This is a genomic window from Simiduia sp. (genome assembly GCF_058345725.1).
The window spans coordinates 33,340-58,244 of sequence record NZ_JBTUOC010000013.1 but is presented as its reverse complement, the minus strand read 5'-3'; the positions used below and the strand labels follow the sequence as shown (position 1 = coordinate 58,244).

Annotated in this window: 20 protein-coding genes and 1 pseudogene; 11 read left to right on the top strand and 10 right to left on the bottom strand. The window is 59.0% G+C overall.

Annotated features, from left to right (window positions below; genetic code table 11):
• From ACW8F6_RS03475 to ACW8F6_RS03455, 5 genes and pseudogenes are all read right to left on the bottom strand, one after another.
• Positions 1–242: pseudogene (locus ACW8F6_RS03475) on the bottom strand (aminopeptidase); the annotation flags it as partial.
• 138 nt (positions 243–380) lie between these two features.
• Positions 381–1,727 (bottom strand): acetyl-CoA carboxylase biotin carboxylase subunit, encoded by a 1,347-nt coding sequence (gene accC / locus ACW8F6_RS03470; protein ID WP_491574451.1) that lies wholly within the window; start codon positions 1,725–1,727, stop codon positions 381–383.
• Between the two features lie 44 nt (positions 1,728–1,771).
• Positions 1,772–2,233 carry an acetyl-CoA carboxylase biotin carboxyl carrier protein gene (accB, locus tag ACW8F6_RS03465; protein WP_491574450.1) on the bottom strand — a complete coding sequence of 154 codons (462 nt, stop codon included), beginning with the start codon at positions 2,231–2,233 and terminating at the stop codon, positions 1,772–1,774.
• 56 nt (positions 2,234–2,289) lie between these two features.
• The gene (gene aroQ / locus ACW8F6_RS03460; RefSeq protein ID WP_491574449.1) at positions 2,290–2,727 is read right to left on the bottom strand and encodes a type II 3-dehydroquinate dehydratase; all 438 of its coding nucleotides are present in this window, start codon (positions 2,725–2,727) and stop codon (positions 2,290–2,292) included.
• Between the two features lie 337 nt (positions 2,728–3,064).
• On the bottom strand, positions 3,065–4,837 hold the full coding sequence (locus ACW8F6_RS03455; RefSeq protein ID WP_491574448.1) for a protein-disulfide reductase DsbD family protein: 1,773 nt from the start codon (positions 4,835–4,837) through the stop codon (positions 3,065–3,067).
• A 150-nt stretch (positions 4,838–4,987) separates the two neighbouring features.
• Between ACW8F6_RS03455 and ACW8F6_RS03450 the strand changes: the two genes are divergently transcribed.
• The 6 genes from ACW8F6_RS03450 (at position 4,988) to ACW8F6_RS03425 (ending at position 13,949) form a co-directional block, all read left to right on the top strand.
• Positions 4,988–5,692, top strand: coding sequence for a tetratricopeptide repeat protein (locus tag ACW8F6_RS03450; protein WP_491574447.1), 705 nt, complete (start codon positions 4,988–4,990; stop codon positions 5,690–5,692).
• A gap of 113 nt (positions 5,693–5,805) precedes the next feature.
• Positions 5,806–7,740 carry a bifunctional diguanylate cyclase/phosphodiesterase gene (locus ACW8F6_RS03445; protein ID WP_491574446.1) on the top strand — a complete coding sequence of 645 codons (1,935 nt, stop codon included), beginning with the start codon at positions 5,806–5,808 and terminating at the stop codon, positions 7,738–7,740.
• 40 nt (positions 7,741–7,780) lie between these two features.
• The gene (locus ACW8F6_RS03440) at positions 7,781–8,239 is read left to right on the top strand and encodes a copper chaperone PCu(A)C (RefSeq protein WP_491574445.1); all 459 of its coding nucleotides are present in this window, start codon (positions 7,781–7,783) and stop codon (positions 8,237–8,239) included.
• 29 nt (positions 8,240–8,268) lie between these two features.
• Entirely contained in the window at positions 8,269–9,351 is a 1,083-nt protein-coding gene (locus tag ACW8F6_RS03435) for a DUF2333 family protein (RefSeq protein WP_491574444.1), read from the top strand.
• A 20-nt stretch (positions 9,352–9,371) separates the two neighbouring features.
• Positions 9,372–11,744: a DNA polymerase II gene (locus ACW8F6_RS03430; protein WP_491574443.1), complete on the top strand. Its 2,373-nt coding sequence runs from the start codon at positions 9,372–9,374 to the stop codon at positions 11,742–11,744.
• A 132-nt stretch (positions 11,745–11,876) separates the two neighbouring features.
• Positions 11,877–13,949: a putative bifunctional diguanylate cyclase/phosphodiesterase gene (locus ACW8F6_RS03425; RefSeq protein WP_491574442.1), complete on the top strand. Its 2,073-nt coding sequence runs from the start codon at positions 11,877–11,879 to the stop codon at positions 13,947–13,949.
• A 48-nt stretch (positions 13,950–13,997) separates the two neighbouring features.
• Here ACW8F6_RS03425 and ACW8F6_RS03420 read toward each other — a convergent pair whose 3' ends face one another.
• The 5 genes from ACW8F6_RS03420 to ACW8F6_RS03400 form a co-directional block, all read right to left on the bottom strand.
• Positions 13,998–15,623 (bottom strand): HAD family acid phosphatase, encoded by a 1,626-nt coding sequence (locus ACW8F6_RS03420; protein WP_491574441.1) that lies wholly within the window; start codon positions 15,621–15,623, stop codon positions 13,998–14,000.
• A 48-nt stretch (positions 15,624–15,671) separates the two neighbouring features.
• Positions 15,672–16,658, bottom strand: a complete 987-nt coding sequence (locus ACW8F6_RS03415) for a LacI family DNA-binding transcriptional regulator (RefSeq protein ID WP_491574440.1) — start codon at positions 16,656–16,658, stop codon at positions 15,672–15,674.
• Between the two features lie 6 nt (positions 16,659–16,664).
• Positions 16,665–17,060 (bottom strand): cytidine deaminase, encoded by a 396-nt coding sequence (gene cdd / locus ACW8F6_RS03410; protein ID WP_491574439.1) that lies wholly within the window; start codon positions 17,058–17,060, stop codon positions 16,665–16,667.
• Positions 17,061–17,200: 140 nt separating this feature from the next.
• Positions 17,201–17,734, bottom strand: coding sequence for a class I SAM-dependent methyltransferase (locus ACW8F6_RS03405; protein ID WP_491574438.1), 534 nt, complete (start codon positions 17,732–17,734; stop codon positions 17,201–17,203).
• A gap of 164 nt (positions 17,735–17,898) precedes the next feature.
• Positions 17,899–19,443: a bifunctional aminoglycoside phosphotransferase/ATP-binding protein gene (locus tag ACW8F6_RS03400; protein WP_491574437.1), complete on the bottom strand. Its 1,545-nt coding sequence runs from the start codon at positions 19,441–19,443 to the stop codon at positions 17,899–17,901.
• 176 nt (positions 19,444–19,619) lie between these two features.
• Between ACW8F6_RS03400 and ACW8F6_RS03395 the strand changes: the two genes are divergently transcribed.
• The 5 genes from ACW8F6_RS03395 (at position 19,620) to deoA (ending at position 24,887) form a co-directional block, all read left to right on the top strand.
• Positions 19,620–20,834, top strand: a complete 1,215-nt coding sequence (locus ACW8F6_RS03395; RefSeq protein WP_491574436.1) for a NupC/NupG family nucleoside CNT transporter — start codon at positions 19,620–19,622, stop codon at positions 20,832–20,834.
• Positions 20,835–20,877: 43 nt separating this feature from the next.
• Positions 20,878–22,140, top strand: coding sequence for a phosphopentomutase (locus ACW8F6_RS03390; protein ID WP_491574435.1), 1,263 nt, complete (start codon positions 20,878–20,880; stop codon positions 22,138–22,140).
• Complete coding sequence (deoD, locus tag ACW8F6_RS03385) at positions 22,137–22,847, top strand: purine-nucleoside phosphorylase (protein ID WP_491574434.1); 711 nt, start codon at positions 22,137–22,139, stop codon at positions 22,845–22,847. The genes ACW8F6_RS03390 and deoD overlap by 4 nt, the downstream gene beginning before the upstream one ends.
• Positions 22,848–22,850: 3 nt before the next feature.
• Positions 22,851–23,477, top strand: coding sequence for a uracil phosphoribosyltransferase (upp, locus tag ACW8F6_RS03380; protein ID WP_491574433.1), 627 nt, complete (start codon positions 22,851–22,853; stop codon positions 23,475–23,477).
• A gap of 93 nt (positions 23,478–23,570) precedes the next feature.
• Positions 23,571–24,887, top strand: coding sequence for a thymidine phosphorylase (deoA, locus tag ACW8F6_RS03375; RefSeq protein WP_491574432.1), 1,317 nt, complete (start codon positions 23,571–23,573; stop codon positions 24,885–24,887).
• Positions 24,888–24,905 lie beyond the last annotated feature (18 nt).

Here is a 24,905-nt window from a genome sequence, read left to right as displayed (position 1 = left end):
GTGATGTCGCGGGTGTCTAACACCAGCTCGCTCGCCTTGGGATCTTTGCGGGCGAAATCAAAAATAACGTGGCCGGTCAGCTCGCGCTTTTTAAAATCTACCGTGAGGTCCAGGTTCAAATGGGTGGTCAACACCTGGTGTGGGTTTGACAGGCTGTGGTAATCCCGACTGGGGTCCAGCGGTGCAGCCTGGGCCAGCAGGGTCACCAGGCTTAACAGGCCTGCGCTCAGTAATCTGATCATGGGCGTCTCTCTTTGGCGTTTCACAAGGGATTTTGGGGTCAAGGTTAAGACGAAGGAGTTGGCTAAATCCTCCGCTCTGGCGGCTGGCTGCCGCCCATAAAAAAGCCCCGCCGGGGCGGGGCTTTACGCGCGAAGCGGTTAGTGGCTTTCGCCCAGCTTCTTCTCCAGGTAGTGGATATTGACGCCGCCCTTGCGGAAGGCTTCGTCGCGTACCAGATCCTTTTGCAGCGGGATATTGGTGCGAATACCGTCGATCACTACTTCGTCCAGGGCGTTGCGCATGCGGTTCAGGGCAATTTCGCGGGTGTCGCCGTGGGTAATGATTTTGGCAATCATCGAGTCGTAGTTGGGCGGTACTGTGTAGCCACCGTAGATGTGCGAATCCACCCGCACGCCCAAGCCACCGGGGCAGTGGAAGGTATTCACCTTGCCCGGGCAGGGCATAAAGGTGCGCGGATCTTCGGCGTTTACCCGGCACTCAAAGGAGTGACCCTTGATCACGATATCTTCCTGCCTGAGCGACAGTTTATTGCCGGCACAAACGCTGATTTGCTCTTTGATCAAATCCACGCCCGTCACCATTTCGGTCACTGGGTGTTCAACCTGAATCCGCGTGTTCATCTCGATGAAATAGAAGCGGCCGTCTTCGTACAAAAATTCGAAGGTACCGGCGCCGCGGTAGCCGATGTCGACGCAAGCTTTAACACAGGAGGCCTGCACCTCGGCGCGCACGTCGTCGGGAATGCCGGGCGCGGGCGCTTCTTCCAAGACTTTCTGGTGGCGGCGCTGCAGCGAGCAGTCGCGGTCGCCCAGGTGAATGGCGTTGCCCTGACCGTCGGACATCACCTGGATTTCTACGTGCCGGGGATTGGTCAGGAATTTCTCCATGTAAACAGTGGCGTCGCCGAAGGCGCCTTTGGCCTCGGACTTGGTCACCTGAATGGAGTTAATCAGTGCGGCTTCTGTGTGCACTACGCGCATTCCGCGGCCACCGCCACCGGCAGCGGCCTTGATGATCACCGGGTAGCCAATGCGCTTGGCAATGGCCTGACAGGCTTCGCGGTCGTCGGGCAGTGGGCCGTCGGAACCGGGCACGGTGGGCACGCCGGCTTTTTTCATGGCGGCAATGGCCGACACTTTATCGCCCATCATGCGAATCACATCCGGATCTGGGCCGATGAAAACAAAACCGCTCTTTTGCACTTGTTCGGCGAAGTCGGCGTTTTCTGCCAGGAAACCGTAGCCAGGGTGCACGGCCACGGAATCGGTAATTTCCATGGCGGAAATAATGGCCGGAATGTTTAGGTAACTTTGCGGCGATGGGTTGGGGCCAATGCAGACAGTTTCGTCGGCCAGTCGAACGTGCTTTAGGTCGCGGTCTACCAGCGAGTGCACGGCCACGGTTTTAATGCCCAGCTCTTTGCAAGCGCGCAATACGCGCAGCGCGATTTCGCCACGGTTTGCGATCAGAATTTTTTCAAACATGAAACCAACTCCTGCTAGTCAGTCGTGTGTGTGCCAGAGGCCGTTTAAACGATGGTGACTAGTGGTTGATCAAATTCCACAGGCTCGCCGTCTTCCACCAGTATGGCTTCAATGACACCGGCTTTATCGGCTTCAATCTGGTTCATCATTTTCATGGCTTCGATGATGCAAATAACGTCGCCGGGCTTCACGTGCTTGCCCACTTCAACGAAAGCAGCGGAACCTGGGCTTGGACTGCGGTAGAAGGTGCCCACCATGGGGGATTTCACCGAGTGGCCATTGGTGGCGGCCTCGGCTTTGGGCGCCTCTGCGCTGGGCGCGGCGGCGGGTGCGGCGGGCGCTGGCGCTGCCGCGGGGGCCTGCATGGCGTACTGCATGGGCATCATGGGTTGGTGGCTGCTGCCCCGGCTGATACGTACTGATTCTTCACCTTCTTTAATTTCGATTTCGCCGATGTCAGATTCTTCCAGCAGCTCAATCAATTTTTTAATTTTGCGAATATCCATCACACTCTCACTTTGTGTTGGGCCTTACGGCTGTTCTTAAGGAAAAGTTAAAAGTTTTAAGCAAGTTGAGTCAGTGCGGCTTCCAGTGCCAGTTCGTAGCCTTGGGCTCCCAGCCCGCAGATAACACCCACGGCTACATCGGAAAAGTAGCTGTGGTGTCTGAAGTTTTCGCGCGCGTGCACATTGGACAGGTGCACCTCGATAAACGGAATATCGACTGCCAACAAGGCATCGCGCAGGGCGATACTCGTGTGGGTAAAGGCGGCCGGGTTGATCAGAATAAAATCCACCTGCTCGCGCTTGGCGTCGTGGATGCGCTCGATCAACTCGTACTCGGCGTTGCTTTGCAGCGCCTGCAAGTGATGGCCACTGGTCAGGCAGCGCTCGGTTAAACGCTGATTGATATCGGCCAGGGTGGTGGCCCCGTAGACCTCGGGCTCGCGTGTACCGAGCAGGTTTAGGTTGGGGCCGTGTAACACCAGAATGGTTGCCATTGTGGGGTTTTCACCTCATCAAGCTGCGAACAATGGTGGAACGTCGTCAAAAATCCAGCAAACAGGATAGCTGACCACAGACAGAGCGCGAGTTTGCCCCAATTGTGACTCCATGTCCACGCTGCAGAGGGCAAAATGTTAATTTCTGGATATTTAGCAGCTAGTTCGCGGAAGTTAGCATCAAAACGCTTGTTTTATTTAAAGGAGGTATCAATATACGATGCACGTTAGCGACATGTTTTGCGCCTAATTCGTTCAAATGGGCTCAAAAGTCGACGCCTTTAAGGAAGTTCTGTAAAAATGCCGCCTTTTGGCGGCATTTTCTTTGAATTTGCTGCTAAAAATCGGGTGCAGCGCGGCGCAGCGCATCGCTAAAGATATCTGGCGTCAATAATTGCGGCAAAATTTCCGGCTCGGTGGTGGGGTCGGCGGGAAACATCAGGTACAGCGGCACCCCATTGCGACGGTATTGCGCCAACAGGGCGGTAATTTCCGGGTTGTATTTGGTCCAGTCTGCCTTGACCAGCAGTAGGTCGGCGTCGGCGATGTCTATTTGCACGGCGCGCTGGCTGAATACCAGCTTTTCATTGGCGAGGCAGGTCAGGCACCAATCGGCTGTGACGTTGACAAATACGGGTTGGCCGCGCTGGCGCAGCGATTGCCACTCGGCGGCGCTGTAGCGCTCCCAGCCGTCGTCGCTGGGGCTGGGTTTGGCCGAGGCGGGCAGGTAAATGGCCAGTGCCACGGCGGCCAGCGCGAGCAGGCGGGCGGGCCAGCCTGTGAGCCGCCAGAGCCAAATACCGAAGCCCAGGCTGAGCAGGCCGCACAAGGTCATGATCAGTTGATCCACGCCGGTCTGTCGTCCCAGTACCCAGAGCAACCAGATGGCCGTCAGCAACAGGGGGAAGGCCAGCAGCTCTTTAAAGGTTTCCATCCAGGCGCCGGGTTTGGGCAGCCAGCGGTGCAGGTTGGGAATATAGGTCAACGCCAAAAACGGCAATGCCATGCCGAGCCCCAGGGCGGCAAACACCGACAGGCTGGCGGCCGCGCTCTGGGTCATGGCGTAGCCGAGTGCGGTGCCCATAAACGGCGCCGTGCAGGGGCTAGCCACCAGGGTGGCCAAGGTGCCGGTAAAGAAGGAGCCCTTCAGGCCGCCCTTGCTGGCCAGCCCGCTGCCCAAATTGGCCAGCCCGGCACCTAATTCGAGCATTCCCAACAACGCCAGGCCGAGGATAAAAAACAGGTAGACGAGGCCCGCCACCAGCAGCGGCGACTGCAACTGAAAGCCCCAGCCCACCGCTTCGCCGCCGGCCCGAACCAGCAGTAGCGCGCCAGCGATGGCCACGAAGGACAGCACCACACCGGCGGTGTAGGCCCAGCCGTGCAGACGTCGGTGTTGGGCGTCTTCGCCGCTGTTGGCCAGACTCAGGGCCTTAATGGAGAGTACCGGAAACACACAGGGCATCAGATTCAAGATGGTGCCGCCTAACATGGCCAGCAAAACCGCCAGCAGCCAGCTGGTGTTGCTGGCGGGCAGGGCGGGCGCAACGCCTGGTGTGGCGGCCGCTTGGGAGGGCAGCAGTGGCGGCAGTTCGGTAAAGGTCTGGCTGGCGGCATCATAACCAAAGGACTGGTTGCGCGGTGGGTAGCACAGGCCTAGATCGGCGCAGCCCTGGGAGACCAGGTGCAGGGTGAAGTTGCGCTGGGGATTTAGTGGTGCATCGGTCAGGGTGACCGCCACCTGGCCATAATAGACTTCGAGCTCTTTCTCAAAATAGTCGTCGTACTTGCGCTTGCCAGTGGGCCACTGGGGCGCGAGCTGAGTCACTTGGCCGTCTTGCTCCAGCTGTAAGCCAAAGCGCTCCTGATAAAGGTAGTAGCCGGGGCTGATCTGCCATTGCACGCGCAGGCCGTCGGCGCCCAGTGTTGGCAAGCTTTGATAGGCGTCCTCGACGGCTAAAAACTCGGGGCTCTGGTCTAGGCTGCTGCTATTGCCAAACTGCGCCAGCGCCGGTTGGCAGAGCAATAACACCAGCAAAATCAGGTACTTCAAGCTTGGCAGGGGCGAGGCGGTTAAGGCACACTGTGCGCGCGTTGAGGCGGTCGGCATGTTCGGTCGGCTCTCTCGGGTTGGCAGTTGAGTTTGGCAAAGGATGCTGTCTTTAAGGGCTGCGCGCTGGCGCAACCGGCCAAGGATAACATTAAGGTTGGCGCTAAAACCGTGCGCCAACGGTGATTTGTTGTATTAGCAGGATTAAGTTTGTCTGGATTTTCAGTGACGCGACGGGCGTTGGGGCGGGTGTTGCTCGGTCTTGGATTGGGTGTGCTGGTGAGCTGTGCCCAGGTGGCCGAGCGCATTCGGCCGGCGCAGTTTCAGCCCAGTGCCAGCACCCCGGCGGCCCAGGCGCTGGAGTATGTGGCGGCGGCTGATCTGGCTCTGGCCCGCGACCAGCTCAGCCGCCCTTGGCGCAATAGCGCGGTGCAGTTGTACCGGCGCGCGCTGGCGCTAGATCCGGATAACACGCGGGCCCAGCGCGGCTTGGCCATGGCCGACCGGCGCTTTGTGGCGCTGGCCAATGCAGCATTGAGCAAGGGCAACTTTGAGCGGGCTTACAAACTGCTAGATCGAGCCGTGAGTCTGAACCCCGACAACCGGGCCGCGCGCCAACTGAAATTGAGATTGGTGCAGCAGGAGCAGTGGCTGCTGGCGATGGGGCAGGCCACAGTGATCGAATTGGATGCCGACGCCTTGGACGAGCGCCGGGAGACACTGGCCGAGCGCTTGGGGCAGCTGGCTGCCGAGTTGGCGGAGACCGGTGAGCGGATCGTGATTTATACGCGCACCGATGCCGAGGCGCGCTGGGTCTACAGCCAAATTAAGCGGGCCAAGCCCGATCTCTATGTTATGGCCAGTACCGGTTTATCGGCGTCGCCACGTATTATTCGGGTACCTGCCTCCGTCTAGATTTAGGTTGAAGTTTCTTCCGCCTGCCGGATTTGCAGGCGGGTGTGGCTGCTATTCTGTTAGGGTATCCACAACGGTGTATCCGGCAGTCACAACAAGCATAAGGAGCGAGTGTGAGTCTACTGCGTCAATTGATAATGGCGATTACGCTGCTGGTCATGATCCTGCTGGCCGGTAACATGTCGGTGAGTGTGTTTAATGCGCGCACCCATTTTTTCGAGCAGATGCAGGTGCACGCCCAAGATACGGCGACGGCATTGGGATTCAGCATCTCCCAGGCGGCGCAGGACAAAGACGTGGTGCTCATCGGCTCCATGGTGGACGTCATTTTCGACCGGGGTTACTACCAGCGCATTAGCTACACCAGCCTGGACGGCGAGCAGCCAGTAGTGCGCGAAACCCAGCTGCAGGTGGAAGATGTGCCTCAGTGGTTTATTCGCCTCATCGAAATTCCCCAGCCCCAGGGCGAGTCTGAAGTGATTAACGGCTGGTTTCGACTGGGTAAAATTCAGGTAGTGGGTCACACTGGGCTCGCCTACCGGGATTTGTGGCGGGTGTTTCGCGAGCAGTTGTGGCTGTTTGCCTTTACTGCCGTGCTGGCCTACGGCATGGCCGGGGTATCGCTCCACTTCCTGATGCGGCCGTTGAAAAAGGTGGAGCGTCAGGCCGAGGCCATCTGCCGGCGCGAGTTTCCCGAGCAGCAGCAATTGCCGCGCACGCGCGAGTTGCGCAGTATGGTGCAGGCCATGAATCGCATGGTGGCCAAAATTCGGGACATGTTTGCCGAGCAAATTGAGCTCACCGAATCGCTGCACCGAGCCTCTCATCAAGACCCGGTCACGGGCCTGTCGAACCGGTTGGACTTCGATGCACGTTTAGAGGCTTTTATTAAATCCGAGCGCGGCGGCGGTGAGGGCGCACTGCTATTGGCACAGATTTCGGACCTGCAAACCTACAATCAAAAACTGGGCCGCGAGGCCGGCGACCGCCTGCTAACTGCAATCGCCAATGAGTTAAAACCGCTGCTGCTGGAGTGGCCGGGCGCTATTGTGTCGCGCCGCGGCGGCGCCGACTTCTGCCTCTTCGTGCCGTCCATCGACCGCCTGCAAACGGAGGACTTGTGCCGGCAGGTGGTGGAAAATATTCAGTCCTTGGATTGGCCCGACGGCTTGCTGCCGGTGCATGTGGGTGCTGCCCACGAACCTTCGGTCACGCTGAGTAGCCAGCTGCTCAGTCGCGCGGATACCGCGCTGCGCACAGCGCAGCATCAATCCGATGTGCCCTGGCACCTGTTGGCGCAGCAAGCGAAGAGCGCGCGTCCGGCGGGCGAATGGCGCAAATTATTGCGCGGTATTATCGAAGAGGGCTTGTTACAGCTCTATTTCCAGCCGGTGTTTGATCGGCAGAATAAGCGCGTGCAGGCGGAAGTGCTGGTGCGCATGGACATCGACGGCCAGCTGCAAAATGCCGGCAGTTTTTTGCCACAGGTTGAGCGCTTTGCATTGGCCGATGCACTCGATCGGCAGGTGCTGGAAATGCTGGCGGCCCAAACTCTGGCAACCGATGTCGACTACTGCGTAAACCTTTCGCCGCGCTCGGTGGCGTTGCCCAGTTTCCGCGAGTGGCTAGAGAACTTTCTGGAAGATCATCCCGCGCTGGCAAAGCGCTTGGTGCTCGAAGTATCTGAGTCGGTGGTGGTCAGTCACGGCAATGCACTGCACGCGTTGGTTGCGCAGGTGAATGCCCGTGGCGTCAAAGTGGCGCTCGATCATTTCGGGCTCGCCGGTGGTGCCTTTAACTACCTCCAAACGCTGCCCCTGCACAGCCTGAAAATCGATCGCAGCTTTATTACCGGTATCGACGGTCGTCAAGACAATCAATTCTTCGTAAAATCGCTGGCTCAGATTGCGCACAGTTGCGACATGCTGCTGCTTGCCGAGGGTGTCGAAACGGAGCAGGAGTGGCGCACGCTGCAATTGTTGGGGCTGGACGGTGCCCAGGGCTACCTGTTGGGGCGGCCGGCGGCTCAACTCGACGGCGGCAGTTGAGCGCGCCGCAATAATCATAATGACGTGTTAGGGTTTGACCATGAAAAACGCTGTATTGCTGTTATTGTTGGTGTGCGCGCCGTTGGTGCGCGCCGAGCTGCAGGTGACGGATGCCTGGGCGCGCGAGACCGTGCCCGGTACCAATACCTCGGCCCTGTTTGCCACTGTGGAAAATACCGCGCTCAAAAGCATTCAGTTGGTGGCGGTTCAGGTGGATGGCGTCGAAAAGGCCGAATTGCACGCCCATAAAGAGTCGGGCGGCATGATGCGAATGCGGCGCGTGGCGTCCATTGACATTGGTGCCCGCGCGACGGTGACGCTGGCACCCGGCGGTTACCACGTCATGTTATTTCAATTGAGCAAGCCGCTGCGCGCCGACACTAGCGTGGGTGTCACCTTTCAGTTTAGCAATGGCGACAAAGTGCGCACTGAGGCAAAAGTGTTGGGCATGGGGCAATCGCTCCACCAGGATACCGCTGAGCACTCGCACCATCACTAGCGAATAATTTAGAAAAGGAAACAACGCCCATGGCGTGGAATAGCGTAAAACGTTTTTGGCTTAAGCGCCGGCGCACACTGGCCGATTACAGCGCCGACGTGCGCGAAGATTGGGCCGATGGCGGCCGCACCGGCCGCTGGCTGGCCGGTGTTGTTGTGGCCTTGTTACTGGCGGTGTCGGGCCTCGGCTTCTATTGGAGCGGTGAGCCAGCCGTATTCGACGTGGCGGCGGTGGCCGCCAAGCGGATTCCCGTGCAAGATCAACGGGCAAAGCCCCCTGTGGGTGCGGTCACTACGGCGGCGCTCATCGAGATTGCCGATCATCTGCTGCACAAGCCAGGCGGCTATTTAAGCAATGACGTAGCGCCGCCCGGTGCCTGGATGGATAACATTCCCAGCTGGGAATACGGGGTGCTGATCCAGGTGCGCGACATGAGCAAAGCCCTGCGCGAGGCCTTTAGTCGCTCGCAGTCGCAATCGCGTGAAGACAAAGACCTGACGCTGGCCGAGCCGCGCTTCAACTTTGACCACAACAGCTGGGTGTGGCCCTCCACCGAATCGCAATACGCCGAGGGAATCGACAAACTCAATCGCTATTTGACACGGCTGGTGGACGATCAGGCACAGGATGCGCAATTCTATGCGCGCGCCGATAACCTCAATTACTGGCTGCGCACGGTGGAATCGCGTTTGGGCAGCTTGTCGCAGCGGCTGTCGGCCAGCGTGGAACAGGTGCGCATCAATACCGATCTGGCAGGCGATTTGGGCGCACAGCAATCCACCGCGGTCCCGCGCGAGCTCGTCGTTAAAACCAGTTGGCTGGAAATAGACGATGTGTTTTACGAGGCGCGCGGTACGGCTTGGGCATTGTTGCATCTGTTAAAGGCCGTCGAGCAGGATTTTGCCGATGTGCTGGACAAGAAAAACGCACGCGTCAGTTTGCAGCAAATTATTCGCGAACTGGAGGCGACGCAGGAGAAGCTGCGCAGTCCCATGGTGCTGAATGGCTCGGGCTTTGGCGTGTTGGCGAATCACTCGCTGGTGATGGCCAACTACATCTCGCGCGCCAATGCGGCCATTATCGATTTGCGCGAACTTCTGGCACAGGGATGAGCGCAGCCCCGAGGTAGTCCGTGGTATCTCCCCCCAACCGCCCGCCCGACGAATCTTGCGGTTTTTTATTGACGCGCGATTGGCGCGATACGCGCGCCGGTATCGCCTTGGAGTTTTGGTTGCACACCGCAGCGGGGCCCAAGGCTTTGCGCGTAACCAGTCAAGAGAGCGTGTGCTTTTTTCGCAGCGTCGATCTGCCCAAATTACAATCAGCACTCGCCAATCTCGCCGGTTGGCGCACCCAGCCTTTGCAGTTAACCACCCACGATAACGCGGCTGTCATGGGGCTTTATTGCCGTCAGCAGCGGGTACAGCGCGAGGCTTTGCAGCGGTTGTCGGCGGTAGACGTAATTACCTGGGAGGCCGATATTCGCCCCGCTGATCGCTACCTAATGGAGCGATTTATCACCGCCGATCTGCGCTTTGAGCCGGGCCCGGAAAGTCGCGGTTTTGTGGCGCCCAGGCGTGTGAGCGCCGCGCCGCCGGCAGTGTTAGCACTGCGGGTGTTGTCCATAGATATCGAAACATCGCTGGACGGCCGGCAGCTGTTTTCCATTGGCGTTCAAGGCCTGGGCGTGCGGCGGGTGTACATGGTGGGCGGCCAGGATTCGCACCAGACAGACTTGGAAGTGGTTGCCTGTCAGTCGGCGCGCGATTGTTTAGATAAGTTTCTGCGCGCCTTGCGACTATTGGACCCAGACATTCTGATCGGCTGGAATCTGGTGGGGTTTGATTTGTGGATGCTGCAGAAATTCTGCGATCAAGAGCGCATGGTGTTTGCCCTTGGCCGCGATGGTCGAGCCCCGCGCTGGCGCGAAGAGGGCGGCGATAGCGAACGCCGCTACATACACATTGCCGGGCGCGTGGCGCTGGATGGCATCGACCTGTTAAAAGCGGCCGCCCACACCTTTGAAAGCTACAGTTTGCAGGCGGTTTCGCGCCAGGTACTGGGCGCCGGCAAACTTATCCACAGCGATGATCGTGGCGAAGAAATTCTGCGCCTGTTTCGCGAAGATAAGCCGGCGCTTGCGGCCTACAACTTGCAGGATTGCCAATTGGTGTCGGATATTTTCGACACATTAAAATTGCTGGATTTTGCGGTTGCGCGCGCGCGTTTAACGGGCTTGCCGCTGGATCGAGTGGGCGGCTCTGTGGCTGCCTTCGAGTACGCCTACTTGCCCTTGTTGCATCGCGCCGGTTTTGTTGCACCCAATTTGGGTGAGGTGCAATCGGATATAGTGAGCCCGGGTGGCTATGTGATGGATTCGCGCCCAGGTGTCTACCGCGACGTGGTGGTGCTGGACTTCAAAAGTTTGTACCCATCGATTATTCGCACTTTTCTTATCGATCCCTGCGGATTCTGGTTGGCCCGCCGGCAAGCGTTTAATGAGCGCGAGCAGGTGCAGGGTTTTAACGGTGCTCGCTTTGTGCAGCGCGGCCACCTATTGCCGGGGATTATCGAAAAATTGTGGGCCGCACGCGACCGGGCTAAGCGCGACGGCGATCAGCCGCTGTCGCACGCCATTAAAATTATTATGAATTCCTTTTACGGTGTGCTCGGCTCCGAGGGCTGTCGATTTTTTGATCCGCGGGTATGCAGCTCTATCACTTTGCGCGGGCACGAAATCATTCAACGCTCGCGCGACTGGATAGAACAGCAGGGCTACGAGGTCATTTACGGCGACACCGATTCCGTGTTTGTTTGGATTAAGCAGGACGCTGCGGCATCCTTGGATGCCGCAGCGATCGGTCGGCAATTGGCCCTCGGTCTCAATCGATGGTGGCAGGTGCTGCTGCGCGAGGAACACGGTATCGAGAGCGCCCTGGAGATTGAATTTGAAACCCACTTCCAACAATTTTTTATGCCCACGATTCGCGGTTCCGAGCAGGGCAGCAAAAAGCGCTACGCCGGATTAGTGGCCGGTGCCGATGGTGCGCCTAAACTGGTTTTTAAGGGGCTGGAAAGCGTGCGCACGGATTGGACGCCCTTGGCGCGGGAGTTCCAAACACAGCTCTACTGGAAACTGTTTCACGGCGAGCCCTATGCCGACTGGGTGCGCGATTGGGTCGCGTCGCTGATGGCCGGTGCGCGGGATCAGCAACTCTTGTATCGAAAGCGCCTGCGCCGGCGGCTGTCCGACTACGCGAAAAACCGTCCGCCCCATGTGCAGGCGGCGCTCAAACTGGCCGCCGCCGGGCAGTCTCCCCGACGCGGCGACTGGATTCGCTACTGGATGACCGTGAATGGGCCGGAGCCCGAAGCGCTGCGCCAATCGCCTCTGGACTACGGTCACTATGTGGAGCGGCAGCTGCAACCGGTGGCCGAAGCCATACTGCCCTATTTTGGCGGCAACTTCCGCGCCTTGGTGGATGCTCAGCAGTCGCTTTGGTAATTCTTGTCAAATTGAACAAAAGACTATAAAGGCTGGGCAATTTACCGCCTGTTAAGTCCAATCCGGTCTAAGCATCCCAGCCATTCATTTCTATACTTAGGCGACGTACGTCACTTTTGCTTGGAACGCTTCTTGAACAATCTTGCCCCGTCACTGGACCTTGCTGCCGCTGACCAGCCCTTGCTGGACAGTTGCAGCGACTGCGTGTTGACCGTGACCGAGCAGGGCTGTCTAACGGCGGTAAATCTCGCCGGCCAGCGTCTGTTAGTCGGCGCCAAGGGCGACCCCACCCATTTACTGGGGCAGCCGCTGCATCAGGTGCTGGGGCTGGCGGTGGTAGGCGACGCCGATTCAGTCTTTGGCGATCTGGTGGCGCGCTTTTACCGCGAGGGCAGTTTAATGTTGCGCGGCCGCAACCCGTGGGAGCGCGAGTTGTCGCTGCAGTGGGTGGGAACAGAAATGACCCGCGCGGGCTTCCGGCTGCTGCTTAAGGACGCCAGCATGACGCAGCCCTTTCGAGACGAGCTGGTGTCGCTGCGCGAACAAATGCAGGTGGCGCTATTTGCCGTGACCGATGGCGTAATCACCACAGATGCCAACGGCACTATCCAGTTTATGAACCCCACAGCGCGCAATCTGCTAAAAGTGTCGGGCCATGCAGGCCTGGGGGTCGAGCTGACGCAGTTATTTACCCTGTTCGACGGTGAATCCAACAAACCGCTGGACTGCCCGGTACAGGAGGCATTGCGCCGCGGTCGGTTGGCGTATGTGGCGGACGGCGCCGCATTGTATGTCAGTGGAGATTCTCCTGTGGCGGTCTCTGCAGTGGCGGCGCCCTTTCGCAACAGTCAGCGGCAGATAGAGGGTTGTGTGCTGGTGTTTCGCGACACCTCCAGTAACCGGCGCGTATCTGCGCGCATGAATTGGCAGGCCGAACACGACGGCCTGACCCAACTGCCCAACCGTGTACACTTCGAAACCGAACTGGCTCGGGAGGTGGGGCGCGCCAAGGCGGGCAATGGCACCCACGGGTTGCTAGTGGTGGATATCTATCAATTCCGGGTGGTGAATCAAACCTTTGGACAGGCCGCTGGGGATCAGCTGTTAATTCAATTGGCGCAGGTGTTTGCCAAAGTCCTGCGCAGTCAGGATCTATTGGCGCGCATTGGCAGCGATGAGTTTGGCATCTTGTTGCGCGGGGCGACGGTGGCGGGTGCCCAACGGGTGGCCGACATGTTGATCGAGGCCGTCAAAAAAGAAGAGTTTGTCTGGCAGGGGCGCAGCACAAAGCCGGCCATCTGCGTGGGCGCCATGACCATTAATTCCGAAGTTGAGTCCGAGTGCCAGGCCTTGGCGGCCACCACGGCCGCCTGTGAGGCTGCCAAAGAAAATGGTCGCAACCGTATTCATTTGCACCACAGTTTAAACCGGGCGGAAGTGGAGCGCCGCCGCACGGAAATGCAGTGGGTGAATAAAATCACTTCGGCCTTGGCGGAAGATCGGCTGCTGTTATATGTTCAGCCCGTGGTTTCCGTTGAGCAGCCCGAAGCCTGTGCGCAGCACTTTGAGGTGCTGGTGCGCATGCGCGACGGCGACAGCGTGATTCCGCCGGGGCAGTTTTTACCGGCCGCCGAGCGCTTTGGATTGATGGATGAAATTGATCGCACCGTGTTGATGAAGGTAATTGAATTTATTGCCGAGCATCCGCATTCAACCCAAAGCTTTGCAGTCAATGTGTCGGGCACTACCTTAAGTGACGATGGCTTTGCAGACTTTGTCTTGAGCGAGTTGAGCACCAGCGGCATCGATGCGCGCCGATTGCACTTTGAGATTACCGAAACCGCGGCCATGGGTAATTTGTCGGCGGTGGTGCGTTTAATGGCCCAATTAAAGGCGCTGGGCTGCCAATTCTATCTGGATGATTTTGGCAGCGGCCTGTCGTCGCTGGCTTACCTGAAAGGGTTGCCGGTGGACTACCTGAAAATTGACGGCAGCTTTGTGCGGGCTATGACACCCGACTCCACCGACTTTGCAATGGTCAGTACCATGAACCACCTGGCCGGTGTGCTGGGCCTAAAAACCGTCGCCGAATACGTAGAAAACGCCGAAGTCCTGTCGTTATTGCAGACGATCGGCGTGGACTATGCGCAGGGTTATTTTTTCGCCGAACCCAGGCCTATTCACCAATTGGCAGAATCTGGCTGAGCGGCGCTCAGCCGCCTGCTTTCCGGGTCGCCCCGCCTCTATGGGCGTTCAGTGCCAAGAGCCGTACATGGCGTTGGGCAAAATCAAGATATCTTTGCCCTGGCGCGCGGCCAATGCGGCGGCGTCGGCTTGCTGTTGCAGTTCTCCGGAAATATCCTGAATGTTATCGCCCACTTCCAACACCAGCTGCAAAGGTGTCTGCCAGTGTTTTGGTGCCTTGGCTGAGGCTTGCTGGCAGGCCGCGGCAGTGCCTTTGCGGACTTGCTGGCGGCGCAAATCTTTGTCGTTGATGATGCCCGGCTGGCCGACGGCGTCTTTATCGGCCTGGCTGCGCCCGAGAATGCAGGTATTGTGTGGCTCGATGGGAAAGCCCAGCGCCCGCAGATTGGCCCAGGTGTGTGGGTCCTGGCTGCGCTCGCGGTTGGTGATCAGCGCAATTTTACCGCCGGCCTGCAAGACCTCGGTCACAAAGTCGCGGGCGCCCGGCACCGCGGTGGCCTGCTCGGCGGCGACCCAATCGGCCCAGCTATCGGGGGTGAAGCCCAATCCCATTTGCTCGCGCGCTAAATTGTAGGCACTGTTGTCCAGCAGTGTTTCGTCCACGTCCATGAACACCACCCAGGGTTGTTTTTGTTGTGCTGCCACAGTGCGCAGGTGCGTTTGCGTTTGCGCGTAGAGCGCCTGGGTTATGAGCGAGTATTCGACCGACTGGCGCGTCCAGGTAACGGCGGTGCTGGCGGGCAAGGGTGTGGCAGAACCCGCTTGAGTGGGCAGGGTGCGCGTCAGCTGAGCGCTGATGGGGCAGTGATCGCTCAGCATCGTGGCGCCCGCAAAGCGGTGACTACGCGCACTAAAGGCTTTAAAGCCAAGGGCGGCGGGCCCGCCCAGCAGAATGTGGTCTATCAAGTCCGGGTATTTAGGGTGGCAACTCTTGAGGCCTTGCATGGCGTTCACGAGCATAGCCGGCTGGCCATTACGGCTAACCAACTCAGACCAAAGATGGTTGTCGGTCGCCAGCAGGCGGTGGTTAAAATCGCCCAAAACGGCAAAGGGCGTGTTGTTAGCCAGGTGCGTTTCGATCCATTGATCCAAAATGGGCGCCTGACGGCTGAACAGTTCGCAGGCGCGCTTGTCCGTGGCGGTGCGGTAGTCGGCCACAAAACAGCCGCTTTTCATGTGCACGGCCAGCAGCTCGGTGGCGGGCGACGTGGCCGTTAAGGTCACCGCCAGTCCGTAGCGCAAACCGTCTTCTTTTAGGCCCAGTGCCTGTAAATTGCGCTCGGGTTGGTAGTCGAAGGCAACCCCTTTGCGAATGGCAAAGGCCACGCGTTGCTGCGTAGACTTTTGCGCACTGCCACGGCAGTCGTACTGGCTACTCGCTGCGCGCGGCGACACGATAATGTGCCAGTCCCGCTCGGGAAACACGCGCGCAACGGCGCCCTTAGATTCCACTTCCTGCAGCGCCACCACATCGGCCTTCAGCTCTGCGGCGAAGCGCTGCAACTGGGCATAGTCGCTCGCTTGACGGGGGCGACAGCCGGCGCCATCGCGCTCGGCCAAGTGTTCGATATTCCAGCTCACCAGTCTCAAGGGCTGGTCGGCCTGGTCGGAAGGGTTGGCGCAGGCCGGCAGTGCCAGAAGGCAAAGCAATGAGGAGAGTAGACGCAAAGTCATAGCTATTTCCTTATGGGCGAGCGCGCGGGCCCGCCAGATGAGTGCGAACTAAGGTAATTTAGAATTCAGTGGAATGGCCGACGCTCGGGCCACCAGCGACACGCCCACCACGCGGGTGCTGACGGGGCGTTGCCGGTCTTGCATTTTAGCGGTCAAAAGTGACAGTGCTTCGTGTGCGAGCGCGGCAATGGGCTGGCGAATGGTGGTCAATTTGGGCGTGATCAGCGCGGCCCAGGGAATATCGTCGAAGCCCACCAGCGAGACGTCTTCCGGTACCCGGCGGCCGAGATTTTTCAGCTCGTCCAGGGCGCCCACGGCAATTAAGTCGTTGGCAGCCACCACTAAACTTGCCCGGTTATGGGCCAGCGCTTGGCGGGCGGCGGGTGTCAATTCGGACGAAAAGGGCACCTCTTCTTCCCAGGCGATGTCGAGCTTGCCCTGGGCCGCTTCCACAAAACCGGCACGGCGCAAGCGCGCACTTTCGGTTTCCTGGGGGCCGCTCAGCAAGCCCACGCTGCGGTGGCCCAGCTCAATGGCGTGTTGGGCCAGCAGCTGGCCCCCGGCGCGGTAGTCGGAGTGCACGGCATCAAAGCCGGGCAGAGGTCTGTCCACCAAAACTACGGGGCAGCGCAGCCGCGCCAAGCGCTGGGTGGAGCGGTTGCCGGTGGGGCACCAGATCACCCCGTCCACTTGCTGCTGCTCCATTAAATCCAAGCCCTCTTCCTCGTGAATAGCCTGGTTTTGGCAGTCCACCATAAACACAGACAGGCCCGCCGCCCGAGCTTCATACTCGATTTTTTGCGCCAGCTGCGGGAAAAAGGGGTTGGTGAGGTCTGGGATAATCAGGCCGATACAGCGGGTAATGCCGGTGCGCATGGCCTGGGCTTTGCGGTTGGGTTGATAGCCCAGCCGCTCCACTGCCGCGAGCACTTTGTCGCGCATGGCCGGGCTCACTGAGCCGCGCCCGGTTAGGGCGTAAGAGACAGTGGCGACGGAAACACCCACCTCTTTGGCGACATCTTTGAGTGTGGCCATGGCGAGTTACAGGTCTGCCTGACCAAAGGCAAAGGGCAGCAGGTCTCCCATGGTCACTTGCTGGTGTTCGCCCTGGACGTTATACAAATGCACGGGAAAATCAGCGGCCACAAATTCGCTCATCACCTGGCGGCACATGCCACAGGGCATGACAAATTTTTCGCTCTTGCCGGCCAGCAGGTGGATTGCGGCAAACTCCGCCGCTGCGCCCACCTGGGATACCGCGCTGACAAAGGCCGAGCGCTCGGCACAAATGGTGCCGCCGTAAGAGGCGTTCTCCACATTGACCCCGTGCACTTCGCGGCCGTCTTTCAACACCAGGATCGCGGCTACCTGAAAATGGGAGTAGGGCGCGTGCGCCTTGGCCTGCAGGGCCTGTAATTGCGCGAAGTAATCGGCCATGGGGAGTCCTTCGAATTATTGGAATAGAGGGTGAGGCGCAGGTGCGCCCAACAGCCAGCCGCTATTAATAAAGCCCTTAATCGTTTAAGTCAAGTTAAGGTTGGCCGTGGTTTTTGCCACTTAGCTGCGGGTGTGTGCAGTTAGTGGCGCCAACGGTAAAGATGGATGGGCGTCTTGTAGAAATCGTTCAGCCTAATGGTTTGTGTTGCTTGGCAGGCGGGTAGCGCGAAGGTGTTGCTAACGATGTCGACCGCGCGGGACGGTTGGCGCGTTAAATTTTCTGCAAGGGCGGTCATGCCCTCGGGAAACAGGTAGCACAATAAAATAGCGGCCTGGCTGAGGTCGGCCTCGTTAAAATCTTTGCGATACAGCGTCAGGTTATCAAGCCGCAAGTAGCGTTTTCGAAGGCATGAGACAAGCCAGGGAAGCCAGGACAATTCGTAGCCAATCACCTGTTGTGCTGGGTACTGGCGCGCGGCGGCGACCACCAGTGTGCCCCAGCCAGAACCGAGATCAATGATAGGGCCTTTCGGTTCGGCTATTGCATTCAGCATGGCTTGCGTGGCCGCGCTGGTACTCATCATGGGGGAAATGCCGGTGCGCAGCGTGCTCCACACAATAGACAGGGCGGCCGCCAGCACCAGCGCCAAAAAGCCGAGTTCAAGCGCGTTCATGCAGCCGGCAAGCCCGGGGTTTGGTGAGCATTCATGGTTTAAACCAACGATTCAACGTTGCGTTGGTGCAGGTAAATACCCGCAGTTGAGCGAGTGTTGCTCATTCCTTTGTCTGGGGAAAGGGTGGCATAAAGCAGCCGCCCAATAGATTCCGTTGTTATCCCTCACTTGCCGGTCAGTGTTGCCACCAGTGCGTCGTCGATGGGCTGTGTAGTGTCGACGGTTGTGGTCAGGGCCAGTTCTGCCTGGGTGAGCGGTTCCAGGATCTGGCGCTGTTGCTCCATGACGGCAACCCCGGCTTCAGATGCATCGCGACCTTCGGCTTGGCGCAGCGTCAGGCGCTGGCGAAGCTCGGCCTCGGGTGCCTCGCAAGCTAGGATATGGCAGGGCAGGGCCAGCGCTTGTGCCAGGGCCACGGCTGGATCGCGGTCGCTGGCGCGCAGAAAGGTGGCGTCGAGAATGCAGCTAAAGCCCGCTTGCAGCACCTGCCGGGCCTGCTGCATTAATTGCGCAAGCATTTGGGCGTTGGCGCTGGCCGAGTAAATGTCTTGCTCGGGCTTGCTGGCCTCTTCCGGCCCCAGGCCAAACAGCCGCTTGCGCTCTACATCCGATCGAATGGCAATGGCCCCGGTGCGCTCGCACAGTTGCGCCGCGATGGTGCTTTTGCCGGTGCCGGATACGCCAAACATCAAGGTTAAGCTGGGCGTTTGCTCGCCGGTATAGTTCAGTGCTTGCGTTAAGTAATGGCGGAAGGTATCGAACACCGGCGACGCCAGTAGCGCGCGATCGTCGGGGTTAAACTGCATCAGGGTAACTTTGGCGCGCACGGTGGCGTAGTAGCAGCGGTACAGATCCAGAAGCGCTAAGGCCTGGTAGTCGCCGCTGTATTCCAGGTAGGCGTTGAGCAGCCGTCGGGCTTCGTCCTGTGCACCGCGCGCCACCATGTCCATGGTGATGAACGCAATCTCCGCCACCGTGTCCATAATGCGAAAACCGGGATTAAACTCGATGCAGTCGAAAAAGCGAATATTGCCGTCCACCAGCGCTATGTTGCCAAGGTGCAAATCGCCGTGGCAGTCCTTCACAAAGCCGTCTTGTAAACGCTGCTGCATGCGGGGTTCGAGCGCGGCATAGCGAGCGCAGGTGGCCTCGGCCAGTTGATTGAGTTGCGCTCGCTCGGCATCTGGCAGTGGGTAGGCGCCAATCTGTTCGAAGTTTTGATCCATGGCGGCCTTAAGGGTGGCCGGCGTACCGGCGCCGCTGTCTGGAAAGAGCGATGGCAGCTGTCGGTAGGTGTCTGCCAATTGGCGGCCAATGGCGCGGATCAGCGATGCGTCCAACTCGCCGCGCCGGTAGATGGCGTCGAGCAATTGGTCTTGATCAAACTGTCGCATTTTTACCGCATAGTCTTGGGGCGCGCCCGCACCGCCCAGGCTCGGTGCCTGCTCGGTGCCGGTCACAGCCACCTGCTCCAAATAGAGCTCGGGGGCAAAGCGCTGGTTCAGGCGTATTTCCTCGGCGCAAAACTGCTGGCGCAGCGCCAGGGTGCTAAAGTCCAGAAAGCCTAAATCCAGGGGCTTTTTAATCTTGTAGGCATAGTCGCCAGTGAGGATGACCCAGGATATGTGTGTTTCCAACAACTGCAGCTTGGTCACGGGGTGGTTAAAGGCGTCTGGGCGCATCAGCGCCTGGATAGATTTGGCGTCCATGGGGGCGGGCTCTTGGTGGCAAGCGGTCGGGTGGTTAAATCGGTGGCCATCCTACCGCAATACGCCTTGGTTGACACCTAAAGGGCGAGCCTATACCCTTTGGCTTAAACGATTAAGTCGCGCTGTGATTTCAATCCTAAAAACTTCAAATATATTCAAAATAATAAGGTGATGTGATGGGCATTTTAGGAGTGGTAGCGCTACTGGCGATTGCCTATTTACTGTCGGACAACCGCAAGGCCATTAACCTGCGCACTGTGGGTGGCGCCTTTGCACTGCAGGCGTGTTTTGCGGCGTTGGTGCTCTATGTACCCTGGGGTAAGGAAGCGCTCGCTAGCGCCGCAGCCTCGATCCAGCACGTAATCGACTATTCCAATGACGGTATCAACTTCCTGTTTGGGGGGCTGGCCAGCGACAGCATTGGCTTTGTTTTTGCCATCCGCGTGCTGCCGGTCATCGTGTTCCTATCGGCGCTGATGTCGGTGCTGTATTACATGGGTGTGATGCAGCGAGTCGTTGAGTATTTAGGTGGCGCGGTACAGCGCTTGCTGGGCACTTCGCGCACGGAATCTCTGTCGGCGGCGGCGAATATTTTCATGGGTCAGACAGAGGCGCCCTTGGTAGTACGCCCGTTCATTGGCCGGATGACCGACTCCGAGCTGTTCGCGGTCATGGCCGGTGGCTTGGCGTCCATCGCCGGCGCGGTGATGGCCGGCTATGCGGCCATGGGGGTCGAGCTTAAGTACTTGATTGCCGCCAGTTTTATGGCGGCGCCGGGCGGCCTGTTGATGGCCAAGATCATCAAACCCGAAACCGAGGCGCCCAGAGTTGACGATGTGGTGTCGGCCTCCTTTGACGACGATGACAAACCCGAAAATGTGATTGATGCCGCCGCCGGTGGCGCACTGACCGGTATGAAACTGGCTATGAATATCGGCGCCATGCTGGTGGCCTTTATTGCATTGATCGCGCTGCTAAACGGCATGCTGGGTGGCATGGCTAGCTGGGTGGGTATAGAAAATCTGACCCTGCAGCAGCTGCTAGGCTGGTTGTTGGCACCCTTGGCGTTCTTGATGGGGGTGCCCTGGAGCGAGGCCGTGGCCATGGGCAGTTTGGTGGGCCAGAAGCTCGTGCTCAATGAATTTGTGGCCTATATCGACCTGATCGGCGTGCGCGACACGCTATCGGCGCAAACCCAGGTCATCGCCACCTTTGCCCTGTGTGGCTTTGCCAATCTGTCGTCGATTGCCATCTTGTTGGGTGGCCTGGGCGGAATGGCACCGGAGCGCCGCCACGACATCGCCCGCATGGGGCTCAAAGCCGTAGCGGCGGGCACCCTGTCTAATTTAATGAGTGCCACCTTGGCGGGCTTGTTCATCAGCCTGGCGTAAGTGGTAAGAGGTCGGTGCCATGGGCATCGGCCAGGAGGTAAGCATGAAACGCGCAATATTTTTGGTGTTGGATTCATTTGGTGTAGGTGCTACGGAAGATGCCCCCCGGTTTGGCGATCAGGGTGCCGACACCCTCGGGCACATCGCCGAGCAATGCGCAGCGGGCAAGGCGGATATCGGCCGGGCGGGTCCCCTTAAGCTGCCGAATCTTACACGCCTAGGACTCATGCACGCCGCGCGCGAAAGTCGCGGTGATTTTCCGGCAGGCACCGATACTCAGCTGCGTGTTGAGGGCGCCTTTGGTCACGCCGCTGAAATGAGCAGCGGCAAAGATACCTCCTCGGGCCACTGGGAAATGATGGGCGTGCCGGTGATGTTTGATTGGGGTTATTTCACCGACAAGCAAAACAGTTTTCCGCAGCCCTTGCTCGACGAATTTATCGCCCGCGCCAAGCTGCCTGGCGTGCTCGGCAACTGCCACGCATCAGGTACTGAAATCATTGCCCGTCTGGGCGAAGAACACCGCGCCACCGGCAAGCCCATCGTTTACACCTCCAGCGACAGCGTGTTTCAGATTGCCGCGCACGAGGAAAGCTTTGGTTTAGATCGTTTGTTGGAAATTTCGCAAATCGCCTTTGAGTTGTTGGACGAGTACAACATTTGCCGCGTGATCGCCCGGCCCTTTGTGGGCGAGGATGCGGCCAGCTTCAAGCGCACTGGCAACCGGCGCGATTTTTCCGTGACGCCGCCGGCGCCGACGCTTTTGGACCGCCTAGTTGCCGATGGCGGCGAGGTGCTGGGAATCGGCAAGATCTACGACATTTATGCCGGTCAGGGCATTAGCAAAAAAATTAAAGCCACGGGTTTGCCCGGTCTTTTCGATGCGACGCTGACCGCCATGGACGAGGCGGGCGATCGCAGCCTGGTGTTTACCAACTTTGTGGATTTTGATTCCGAATTTGGCCACCGGCGCAATGTGCCCGGCTACGCGGCGGCGCTGGAATATTTTGACGGGCGACTGCCGGAACTGCTGGCGAAATTGAAAAAAGACGATCTGTTAATCATCACCGCCGACCACGGCTGCGATCCCACCTGGCCCGGTTCCGACCACACCCGCGAACACGTGCCGGTGCTGGTGTACGGCGCCGGCATGGCACCGGGTTCGCTCGGGCGGCGCACCACCTTTGCCGACATGGGCCAGACCCTGGCTGCACATTTTGGTCTGGCGCCCTTGGCGCACGGCACCAGTTTTTTAGGCCACAAGCCATCCACACCTTTCACTGAATCTGAGGTAACCCCTGCATGACTCCCCATATCAACGCCAAGGCAGGCGACTTTGCCGAAACCGTATTGATGCCCGGCGACCCGCTGCGCGCTAAATACATCGCCGACAGTTTTCTACAGGACGCGCGCCAGGTGACCGATGTGCGCAACATGCTGGGCTTCACCGGCGAGTACCAGGGCAAGCGCATTTCCGTCATGGGCTCGGGTATGGGCATTCCCTCGGCGTCGATTTACGCGCGCGAACTCATGGCCGAGTACGGCGTGAAATCGATTATCCGCGTGGGCAGCTGCGGTGCCGTCAGCGACGACATCAAACTGCGCGACCTGGTGATCGGCATGGGTGCCTGCACGGATTCCAACGTTAATCGCGTGCGCTTTAAGGGCTACGATTTTGCCGCCATTGCCGATTATGGCTTGCTGGAAAAAGCGGTAAATGCAGCGCGTAAACGCCAATTGCCGGTGCGGGTGGGTAACTTGTTTTCAGCAGATCTTTTTTACACGCCGGACACAGAGATGTTCCAAGTGATGGCCAAGTACGGTGTGCTGGGTGTGGAAATGGAGGCCGCAGGCCTGTACAGCGTGGCTGCCGAAATGGGTGCCAAGGCGCTCACCATTTGCACCGTCACCGATCACATTGTGCGCGGCGAAGCCATGGCCGCAGCCGATCGCCAGACATCACTGACCGACATGATTGAGCTGGCGCTGGAAAGTGCGCTGCAGGAGGACTAAGCCGTGAACGTACATGAAATCCGACACCCGCTGGTGTGCCACAAGCTCGGCAAAATGCGCGAGGGCGGTATCAGCACTTTGCGCTTCCGCCAATTGGCCGGTGAAGTAGGAGCCCTGCTGACCTACGAGGCCACGCGCGACCTGGAGCTGGAGTCCTACGAGCTCGACGGCTGGAATGGCCCGGTGGAAGTGGAGCGCATCAAGGGCAAAAAATTTACCGTGGTGCCCATTTTGCGCGCGGGCCTGGGCATGCTCGATGGCGTGCTGGAACTGGTGCCCAACGCCAAAATTTCTGTGGTGGGTATCTACCGCAACGAGGAAACTCTGGAGCCGGTCACCTATTTTGAAAAGCTGGCGCCGGACATCAGCGATCGATTGGCGCTCATTGTGGACCCCATGTTAGCCACTGGCGGTTCCATGATTGCCACCATTGAATTGTTGAAAAAACACGGTTGCACCAGCATTCGCGCGTTGGTGTTAGTGGCCGCGCCCGAGGGCGTGCAAAAGGTAAATGAGCTGCACCCGGATGTGGAAATTTTTGCCGCCAGTGTCGACGACGGTTTGAATGAACAGGGTTACATCCTGCCCGGCTTAGGCGATGCCGGCGATAAGATTTTCGGAACCAAGTAGCGCCTAATTTCGGCGGTGCTCAGGCGTGCCGGTGCAACGCGCCCCGGGTAGGGGTGGGCACGCAGGTCAATCTATTCTAATAAGGACAGCAACATGTTGGTGCAAGATATCATTCGTCGCAAGCGCGACGGCCAGCCGATGACGGCGGCGGAAATTGAATTTTTTGTGCGCGGTCTAACCGACGGCAGCATTTCAGAGGGCCAGGTTTCAGCCTTGGCCATGGCCATTTATTTTCGCGATCTGAACTTGGATGAGAATGTGGCGCTCACGCGCGCCATGTTGAATTCGGGCACTACCCTGCAGTGGGGCTCGCTGGGGTTAAATGGCCCGGTGCTGGACAAACACTCGAGCGGCGGCGTGGGCGACAAGGTGTCGTTGATGTTGGCGCCCATGTTGGCGGCTTGCGGCGCCTATGTGCCGATGGTGTCGGGTCGGGGACTGGGTCACACCGGCGGTACCCTCGACAAGCTCGACAGCATTCCCGGCTACAACTCGGTACCCGGCAATGAGCGGCTGCAGCAGGTGGTGGCCGAGGTGGGGTGCGCCATTGTGGGCCAAACGGAAACCCTGGCACCGGCCGATCGCCGCTTCTACGCCATCCGCGATGTGACCGGCACGGTGGAAGCGCTGGCACTGATCACCGCCTCGATTTTGTCGAAAAAATTGTCCGCCGGTTTAGACGGTTTGGTGATGGACATTAAAACCGGCAGTGGCGCCTTTGCCGACACCTTGGCAAAAGCCCAAGACCTGGGCGGTCGCATTGTCAAAGTTGGCACAGGTTTAGGCCTGCCCATTGCCGCAGTGATTACCGATATGTCGCAAGTACTGGGCACCACCGCCGGCAACTCCTTGGAAGTGCGCGAAACCCTGGACTACCTGACCGGTAAACAGCGGGAACAGCGCCTGCACGACAATGTACTGGCGCTCGGCGAAGACCTGTTGGTGTTGTCGAAACTGGCCCCCGATGCGCACAGCGCGCGCCAGCAATTGCAGGCCAGCCTGGACAATGGCCGCGCCACGGAAATTTTTGCGCAGATGGTTGCGACCTTGGGTGGTCCGGCCGATCTGGTGGAAAAGCCCGATGCCTATTTGGAAAAGGCGCCTGTGGTTGTGCCGGTTTACGCCGAACAAGCGGGTTACCTCGCCACCATGGATACCCGCTCGGTGGGCAACGCGGTGGTGGAATTGGGCGGCGGCCGTCGGCGCGTTGAAGATCGCATCGACCCGGCGGTGGGATTAACCGAGGTTGCCCATCTGGGTCAACAGCTCGGCCCAGATGCACCCATCGCATGGGTGCATGCGCGCGACGACAAATCGGCCGAAGCTGCCTGCGCGCGCATCCGCGCGGCCATCACCGTGAGCGACGCGCCGGTTGAGACAGGCTCGGTGATTTTGCAGCGCATTGGCTAAGGCGCTGCACATCGGTGT